Here is a 6,497-nt window from a genome sequence, read left to right as displayed (position 1 = left end):
GCGCCTGACTCCCGCCCCGCTGGCCGGGTCGTCGGTTTGGCCAGTGGGGCCACCTGCTGTCCCAGTGCTGTCACGACCAGAGTTCGATCATCTGACCCGCCGCACCGGCACCCCCGGTTACCGGTCCGTCGTCGACACCCAACGAGTGTTGAACTCTTTCGCGCCGCGCCAGGCGGAGAGCGACATTGGCAACGCGAATGCCGCCCACACCACCGCCAATCCAAGGAGCCAGTCGATATCTGAACCACCAGCGATGCCGATGACACAACTCGCCGTCAACGCCACCAGCCAGAAAACGGCCATGCCGGTCAGCCCGGCCGAAGTCCGCTCGACCCAGAGGTTGCCGACCCCGTAGACACCCGTGAGAGCACAGCCGAGTTCGAGGGCAACAGCCCGGTGCGGAGACTTGGGCCGAATCGGAGCTTCGATGTTCACCGTGGCAGTGTGCCCGCCAGCGTTACGCACGGCAGCAACTCTTCAGACGGGCACTGCCCACCCGAACGGACCACGTGGGGCCGGATCGGATGTCGATCTCCCGATCCCCTGCCGCCGCGCAGGCCGTGACGTCACCGTTCAGGTCCAGGAACGCCGCAGGCAGTCGCCACCACACCCGTGGGTCAGTCCGGTGGCAGTGTCTTGCCGTCGCTCCACACGTTGTCCTGCCACACGTTGCCGGGTGCGGAGCGGGCCCAGGAGGTCGCCGGCCCGTACGCGCCGCACTTGCCGTTGCGGCCGCGTTGGAAGACGTTGCCGGTCACCACGATCCCGCTGACCTGAGTCCCGTACTTCTTGTGCTCCTCGTAGCCGCCGTAGAAGCAGTAGGACATCTCTTCGGAGGCGACGAAGAGGTTGTTCCGGATGGTGTAGTTCGTGTTGGGTCCGAAGTCGCCGAAGATGGACGCGTTGGCCGTGCAGCCGCCGCCGGCGGCGTTGGTGGGCCGGTCGCAGGCCAGGGTGTTGTGCACCAACTGGATGTCGCTGCCGCCGTTGGACAGGAACGCGTTGAGGTGCCAGTCCCCGCCGTCGGGCAGGTACTGGCCGTGCAGCCAGGAGTCCTGGACCAGGCAGTTGCGGTAGCAGTTGACGTTGTGCTGGCCGCCCCGGATCTCGGAGCGCAGCACGGTGACGTTCTCGAAGCCGACGGTGGGTGCGTACGCCTGGCCGCCGTCGATCACGGAGTCCTCGATGCGCACCGAGTGACTCGCGCCCTCCAGCCGGATCGTGCCGTCGACCTGGCTGGATTTGATCACCACGTTCTTCGCCTTGATGAGCAGCGAGCAGCGGACCTGCCGCTTGTCGATCACCGTGTTGGCCCTGGTGATCGTGCAGGGCCCCGAGTAGGCCGAGAGCCGTACGCCGTCGGGCACCCCAGTGTTGCCGGCCGCCGGGAAGCCGGTCAGGGCGGTGGCGGCGGACGGCTTGGTGGCCGATGGCGTGGCGGAGCCCGAAGTCGTGGGACGGGCACCCAGCCCCTGACTGGCGCCGGGCGAGGGCGCCGCGCCGGACTCCGGCAGCGACCCGCTCGCCACCGGCGCGCTCGGGGTCACGTCCGCTGCGGCGGCCTGCTCCCCGTCGCTGTGGGCCAGCCGGGCCACCGCGACCGCGCCGCCGACGGCGAGCACGGCCAGCACGGTCAGGGCTGCCGGGATCGCCACCGACCTGCGCCGCCCGCGTGGGGCGGCCGGGGCGCGGTCGGGCGCCGGCTCCGTGGACTGCCGCAGCACGTCGCGAGCGCCGACTACGGCCGGCGGTCGGCGACGAAGGCGGCCAGGCTGCCGAGCGTCTCGAACAGCTCGGCGCTCACGTCGCCGTCGTCGACGGTGAAGTCGAACCGCTCCTCGATCGCCGCGACCAGTTCGAGCACCGCCATCGAGTCCAGCTCCGGCAGGTTGTCCAGCAGCGGGGTCGACGCGTCCAGCGCGGCCGCCCGGTCCTCGATGCCGAGCACCGAGACCACCACCTCCCGGACCTCGTCAACGGTCTCCGCGTGAGTGACGTCCACAGTTTCTCCTTATCGGGCGGTCAGACCAGCACTTCGGCCGGGGCCGGGTGGCTGAGGAAGGCGGTCGGGCTGGCGGTGAGTCCGTACGCGCCGGCCTGGAACAGGACGATGAGGTCACCGACGTCCGCCCGGGGCAGCGTCACGGCGTCCCCGAGCAGGTCGAGCGGGGTGCAGAGGCAACCGACGACGGTGACCGTCTCGGCCGGCTCGGCGTCGATCCGCTCCGCCACCGCGATCGGGTAGTTGCGGCGGATCACCTGACCGAAGTTGCCGGAGGCGGCGAGCTGGTGGTGCAGTCCACCGTCCACGACCAGGTACGTGCGGCCTCGGGAGACCTTCCGGTCGACCACCCGGGTGACGTACACGCCGCACTCGCCGACGATGTAGCGGCCGAGTTCGATCACGACCCGCGCCTCGGGCAGCCCCTGCCGGATCGGCCCCCGGGCCAGGTCGGCGAGGTTCGCCCCGATCGCTTCGAGGTCCAGCGGCTCGTCCCGGTCGGTGTACGGGATGCCGAAGCCGCCGCCCAGGTTGAGGTAACGCACCGGCAGCGGGGACTCCTCGGCCAACTGGATCGCCAGGTCGACGGTGCGGCGCTGCGCCTCGCACAGGCTGTCGGCGCGTAGGTTCTGCGAGCCGGCGAAGACGTGGAAGCCGAGGAATTCGACGTCGGCGTTGGCCAACTCCTTGAGCAGGGCGGGTACCTGCTCGGAGTCCACACCGAACTGTTGCGGGCCACCGCCGAGGCGCATGCCGGAGCCCTTGACCGCGAAGTCCGGGTTGACCCGTACCGCGACGCGCGGCCGGAGCCCCAGCTGGCGGCCCAGTACGGCCACCCGGTCGGCCTCGTTCTCGGACTCCATCTCGATGGTCACGCCCGCCGCGATGGCCTGACGCAGCTCCGCGTCGGTCTTGCCGGGGCCGGCGAAGCTGACCCGGTGCGGCGGCATCGGTGTGTCGAGGGCGGTGCGCATCTCCAGGGCCGAGGCCACGTCGAAGGAGTCCACCAGCCCGGCGAGGTGCTGCACCACGGCGGGCATCGGGTTCGCCTTCACCGCGTAGCTGAGCTGCACCTCATCGGGTAGCGCGGCGCGTAGGAGCTGCACCCGCCCGGTGAGCAGCCCACGGTCGTACGCGAAGAAGGGCGTGCCGCCGACGCGGTCGGCGAGGCGGTCGACCGGGACGCCACCCACAGCGAGCCGGCCGGCGTCGCGGTCGAAGGCCGCGGCGGGGTGGTTGGTCACGAGGTCAACTCCTGGCGTAGGAGGTTGCGGTCGAACTTTCCGTTGGGTGATCGGGGCAGTGCGGGACGCACCACGATCTCCCGGGGCAGCATGTACGGCGGCAGTTCCCGCTTGACGGCCGCGAGCAGCGCCGCCTGGTCGACGTCGGCGCCGTCGGGTGGGCTCACCACCAGCACCACCCGCTGGCCGAGCGACGGATCGGGCAGGCCGAGCGCCACCGCGTCACCGGCCAGGCCGCTGCCGTAGACGACCTCCTCGATCTCGGTGGGGCTGACCCGGTATCCGGACGTCTTGATCATGTCGTCGATCCGGCCGACGAAGTAGAGGAAGCCCTGCTCGTCACGGACGACGGTGTCACCGGACCAGACCGCCGGCTCCGGCAGCAGTTCCCCGTCCCGGCCGGGCGCGGGGCGGAACCGTTCGGCCGTCCGCGCCGGATCGTTCCAGTAGCCGAGGGCGACCAGCGCGCCGCGGTGCACCAGCTCGCCCTCCTCCCCCGGCTCGCAGGGCGTGCCGTCCGGGCGGACCACGAGGACCTCCGCGTTGGGGATCGCCCTGCCGATCGAGTCGGGCCGACGGTCCACCTCGGACGGATCGAGATAGGTGGAGCGGAACGCCTCGGTCAGCCCGTACATCAGGTACGGCAAGGCGGTCGGGAAGAGGGCCCGCAGCTTGTCCAGGGTGGCCTTGGGCATCCGCCCGCCGGTGTTGGCGAAGTACCGCAGGTGGGTGCTGGCCTCCGCCGGCCAGTTCTGCCCGGCCAACTGCAACCACAGCGGCGGTACGCAGGTCAGCCCGGTGACGCGGTGCCGGGCACACAGCCGCACCACGTCCTTCGGCAGCAGGTAGTTCATCAGCACCACGTGGGCGCCGACGGTGAAGGCGGTGGTGAGCTGGCTGAAGCCGGCATCGAAGCTGAGCGGCAACGCGGCCAGGATCACGTCGTCGGCGGAGTTCGTCAGGTAGTCGCTGACGCTGGCCGCCCCGGCGAGCAGGTTGCGGTGCGAGAGCACGACGCCCTTCGGCTTGCCGGTGCTGCCGGAGGTGTAGAGGATCGCCGCCATGTCCACGTCGATGCCGGTCCCGGGCGGCGGGAGGGAGTCGCCGTGGCGCAGCTCCGCCCAGGCGGTCACCGCCGGCCGGCCGGCACCGGCGCCGCTGGACACGCCGTGGTTCAACAAGGCACCGGCAGCGGCACCGCCGATCAGGACCACCTGCTCGACCGACTTGAGCTGCTCCAACTCCTCGCGGAGCAGCGCGTACCGTTCCGGGGTGGTGACCAGTACCCGCACCGCGCAGTCGGCCAGGATGTGGCCGACCTGCCGGGGTCGCAGCAGCGGGTTGACCGGTACGAAGACACCGCCGGCGGCGGAGGTGCCGAAGACCGCCTCGACCGCCTCGATCCGCTTCTCGGTCCAGACGGCCACCCGGGCGCCGCGTTCCAGGCCGAGCCGGCGCAGACCCGCGGCCACCGCAACCACGCCCCGCCAGAGCTGCGCGTAGCTGACCGTGTCGTCCTTGTAGGTCAGTGCCGGCGCGTCGCCCCGCCGGGCGGCCGCGTCGGCGACCAGCTCGTGAAGTTGAGTGCGCATGTCGGGGTTCGTCCCTCTCGTCCGGGGCCCGGTCACCAGCTGAGGCAGACCAGCTCGCTGTAGAGGTAGTCGACGTCGTCGGGGTCGAGGCTGTCGCTGCGGAACATCTTCCGCCGGGTGTCGGGCAGCAGCATCGACAGCGGCGGGCGTCCGCCGACCACGCGCAGCTCCGCAAGGGTAGCGAGCACACCGTGCCGCAGCAGCAGGTGGCGCAGCAGCATCCGGTGCATCCGCCGGAACAGGGCGGGGTTGCTGACGTACAGGATCGACCCGAACAGCGGCAACCGCTTGCGGCGGTCCCGACGGAACACCACGTGGCAGAACTCCTCGCCGTCGACCAGCACGATGTGCCGGGCCGCCGGCGCCTCCGCGTGGTCGAGGTAGCGCTCCAGGTCGGGCCCGGCGAGGGTACGGCGGATCACCTCCGGGTCGGCGCTGACCAGGCGGCGGCCGGGCCGGGACGGCCAGGGCAGGTTCGGCATCAGCGCGGTGGTGGTGTCCAGGAAGCGGAACCCCAGCCGCGTGTTGATCGGCACCACGTTGCCGCTCGGCGACAGGTCGGTGAAGTGGTAGCCGGGCTGGGCCAGCAGCGCCTTGAGCAGCTTGAGGCTGTGGAAGCGGAACTCGGGGAGCACGCACCAGGCACCGAGGTTGCAGAACCGCTCCTGGCGGCCGGCCACGGTGCGCTCGGAGTAGAAGGCGAGCAGCACGCCGACCACCTTCCCGCCGTCGGCGACCAGCATCATGCCGTGGTTAGGGGCGTCGATCTTCCAGGGCACATCGACCGCGCGCACCCACGCCTCCACGGCGACTTGACCGTTAAGGTGGGTATGGAGGAAGTGTCCTGCCGCGCTCACCTGCGCCTCGGTGACGGGCTCGACCCGGACCCCCATTCAGGTCGTCCGGCCCGAGGCAGGGCGACCGTACCGCCGGTACTCGGCAGGGCGCGGGGCGTCAACGGAGCGGACGGCCCGCAGCGGATCGCCGCACAAGCTCCGGTCTACCACCGCAGACTCCCTCGAACGTCCGGCATGCGCGGCCCCGACCGGGCATGGCTGGATCCGGCCAGGCGGCCGGTTCGGCGGGGGGCTGCCGCGACGATACCTCGCGTTGCCGCGGCGGGTCCGCAGCTACGCCGGATATCCGTCAGTCGTCGTCTCGAACCTGCCCACCCGGCCGGCCACCACCCGACGGTCGCGGGACCGCGCCGTCCCAACCGGGTTCCGTCTCCGGCCGTCCCGTTCTATCCCGCCACCCCACCCGGCCTCGCCGGTACAACGCACCGATCCGGGCCGCGGCATGAGCCGCGCCGACCCAGGACCGTGAGGAGTGGACAACCATGAAGCCCAGACGCGGGTACCGCGTGCCCCGACGGCTCGCCGTCGTCGGCACCCTGGCGGTGCTGCTCGCGACGTCCGGCGTGCTCGCCGTCAACTCGTACGCGGCAAGTCGCCCACAGCCGGCGGAGGCCCGCTCCGGCGCCGCGGCCGGGGCCGCGGCAGCAAAGGGCCACCAGGACCGGCACGACTGGCGGCCCCGCCGGTCTCCCCGCCCCACACCGACGCACAGCCAACCGCCGGTCGCCGGTACGCCGCGACCGAGCCCGTCCACGCCGGCCCCTGACTCTTATACACATCTGACGCTGCCGACGATCGCATA

The 6,497-nt window shown here is 71.4% G+C and carries 6 protein-coding genes and 1 pseudogene; 1 reads left to right on the top strand and 6 read right to left on the bottom strand.

What is annotated here, in order from left to right:
* Positions 1-117: 117 nt before the first annotated feature.
* The 6 genes from C1I95_RS34990 to C1I95_RS30880 all read right to left on the bottom strand — a co-directional run bounded on the left by C1I95_RS34990 (position 118) and on the right by C1I95_RS30880 (position 5,632).
* Positions 118-435, bottom strand: a complete 318-nt coding sequence (locus C1I95_RS34990; RefSeq protein ID WP_146605908.1) for a hypothetical protein — start codon at positions 433-435, stop codon at positions 118-120.
* 182 nt (positions 436-617) lie between these two features.
* On the bottom strand, positions 618-1,655 hold the full coding sequence (locus C1I95_RS30900; RefSeq protein WP_146605907.1) for a hypothetical protein: 1,038 nt from the start codon (positions 1,653-1,655) through the stop codon (positions 618-620).
* A gap of 83 nt (positions 1,656-1,738) precedes the next feature.
* Positions 1,739-2,002, bottom strand: coding sequence for an acyl carrier protein (locus C1I95_RS30895; protein ID WP_111219229.1), 264 nt, complete (start codon positions 2,000-2,002; stop codon positions 1,739-1,741).
* A gap of 20 nt (positions 2,003-2,022) precedes the next feature.
* On the bottom strand, positions 2,023-3,246 hold the full coding sequence (locus C1I95_RS30890) for a pyridoxal-dependent decarboxylase, exosortase A system-associated (RefSeq protein WP_111219227.1): 1,224 nt from the start codon (positions 3,244-3,246) through the stop codon (positions 2,023-2,025).
* A complete protein-coding gene (locus C1I95_RS30885) occupies positions 3,243-4,838 on the bottom strand; it encodes an acyl-CoA ligase (AMP-forming), exosortase A system-associated (protein WP_111219225.1) in 1,596 nt (531 codons plus the stop codon). The genes C1I95_RS30890 and C1I95_RS30885 overlap by 4 nt, the downstream gene beginning before the upstream one ends.
* 32 nt (positions 4,839-4,870) lie before the next feature.
* Positions 4,871-5,632 (bottom strand): hypothetical protein, encoded by a 762-nt coding sequence (locus tag C1I95_RS30880; protein WP_199523989.1) that lies wholly within the window; start codon positions 5,630-5,632, stop codon positions 4,871-4,873.
* 545 nt (positions 5,633-6,177) lie between these two features.
* On the opposite strand from C1I95_RS30880, the pseudogene C1I95_RS37445 reads away from it, so the two are divergent.
* Positions 6,178-6,497: pseudogene (locus C1I95_RS37445) on the top strand (hypothetical protein); the annotation flags it as partial.

This window comes from Micromonospora craterilacus (genome assembly GCF_003236315.1).
In the GTDB taxonomy this organism is placed as follows: domain Bacteria; phylum Actinomycetota; class Actinomycetes; order Mycobacteriales; family Micromonosporaceae; genus Micromonospora; species Micromonospora craterilacus.
Note: the sequence above shows the minus strand (reverse complement) of the source record. Positions and strands in the feature narration are given on the sequence as shown.